This window comes from Borrelia hispanica CRI (assembly GCF_000500065.1).
Classification (GTDB): Bacteria; Spirochaetota; Spirochaetia; order Borreliales; family Borreliaceae; genus Borrelia; species Borrelia hispanica.
In genome coordinates this window covers 1-1829 of record NZ_AYOU01000075.1, presented here as the reverse complement: position 1 = coordinate 1829, position 1829 = coordinate 1, and the positions used below count along the sequence as shown (strand labels likewise).

Genomic DNA, 1829 nt, shown 5'->3' with positions numbered 1-1829 from the left:
GAATTCTATTTTAAAGTCATATTTTAAAAGTCTAGGTTCCATTAATTTATCCTTTATATTTTGTAAATGTTTTGAGAACTTCTAATGTTACACTAATTTCAACCTCATCAAGATATACTGTATCTTTAAGATCAAGAGAAGTAATAGCAACTATTTCTATAAATCCAAAAGATGGGCTGTAAACACTAAATGGCACACTTTCTTTTACCCTATTAGTTATGTGTTGTTTTGCTAAATTGCTAGTATGTGGAAATATGGATTTTCCAAAAGGCACATTAAATGACCATTTAAGTAGTTCTGAATATCCACTAACTAATCTTGCATTATTTAATGTAATAATCTCATCATTGAAAGTAGGATTATAACTTACATGTGTAGATTTACGAGTGTAGTAATCAATTATAGGACGTTTTGAACAAGTAGTATTATATTTCATATTTATTAGTTCACTTTTAGCTTGAATAAAAAATCCTTGTGGGACATATCCTTGTCCTTTGAAATCCATTCGTGGGCATAAAATTAAGAAATTCTGTGTCATAAACACACTAGATAATTGGTTAAAAGTTTCTTTTAAAATAGTTGTTATTTGAGATGGCGTTAAGTGAATATAATCTAGCATTGATTTCATGCCTTTTGCATCTTTGTACTGGTGAATAAAATCAGTTGTAAATTGTGTAATCATATTTATATCTCCTTAAGGTGTTTTTATACTTGCGTCTTTTTCTAATTTGGTTCCAGTATCAGTAGTTGGGAGTGGTGAATGGTCTTTATCTGTTGTATCGTCTGCACTAAAAAACCATTCATATGCCCAATTGGGCAGTATTTGTTTTAGTGACATTTTTATCATTTTTGTAAACCATTCGCTGATATTACCGAAAAAACTTGTGAGACCTTTGATCATTGGATCAAGTATGTGAGTTTTGAAAGTAAAGTCTTGGAACCATGTAGCTAGCTGTGATAATTTCGCTAAGAGGGGTTTTACTAGTTCAGATGTAGTTTTTGCGAAAGAATCTTCGGCTTCAATAAGATCATCTTTGAGTTTTTCTTCGGTACTTGCGTATTTAGGAAATTCAAGTGTATTCCAATCATCAATAATTTTTTTTAGTGTTTCTGTTCTAAAAGATAAGGCTTGACTTGAAGATAGTATGTCATATTCCATTTCTCCACGTTCATTATACTTATGTGTCAATTTGTTAAATGAACCCATAACATTATATAAAGACCCGCCTTTTCCTTGTAAGAATTCTGATACTACAGCAATAGCTGAAGCATTATCATTAACAACCCCTGTGGATTTAAGCCTAGCAGCAAATGCAACTGCTTTATTGAGGTTCTCCTCATTGTTTTGACCTAAACTTACCAAATCTTTTCTCAAGATTGCAGCATAATTAAGGAACTCTTCTCTATCGATTTCCCTATTAAATCCCGGTATTGTTTGAAGAATATTATTAAGTTGAGCCTTTTCTTGAGTTTTGAATATTCTTGAAGTAATTACATTCATTTTTTTTACATTTGCGTTGTTGATAATAGCTCTTTTAGCATAATTGAATGCATCACCAATTCCACCTTGAAAAGTAGTTCCAAATACTTGTCCAAGAGCAGTTCCAACCGCAATTTTACCTATTTCTTTAGCAGTGCGCTTAGTGCGATTTAGGAATCCGCTTTGCTTTTTTAACGATTTATATTCTAAGTCCATTAATTGTTTTTCGGACATGGTTGATCTTTGTATGGCGATTTTTTTTGCTTTTTTAAATTTCATGCCTTGGCTAATAAGTCTTTTAGTTTCTTGAAGTTTAAACTTTTCTATATTCTTTTGCCTTTTTTGTTCT

Annotated in this window: 2 protein-coding genes; both read right to left on the bottom strand. The window is 31.2% G+C overall.

The genetic code is table 11. The features are described 5' to 3' along the window. Positions 1-46: 46 nt before the first annotated feature. Complete coding sequence (locus U880_RS0101910; protein ID WP_024654544.1) at positions 47-682, bottom strand: DUF792 family protein; 636 nt, start codon at positions 680-682, stop codon at positions 47-49. Between the two features lie 12 nt (positions 683-694). Continuing rightward, a partial coding sequence (locus U880_RS0101905; protein ID WP_024654543.1) for a DUF759 family protein occupies positions 695-1829 on the bottom strand: 1135 nt, incomplete at its 5' end.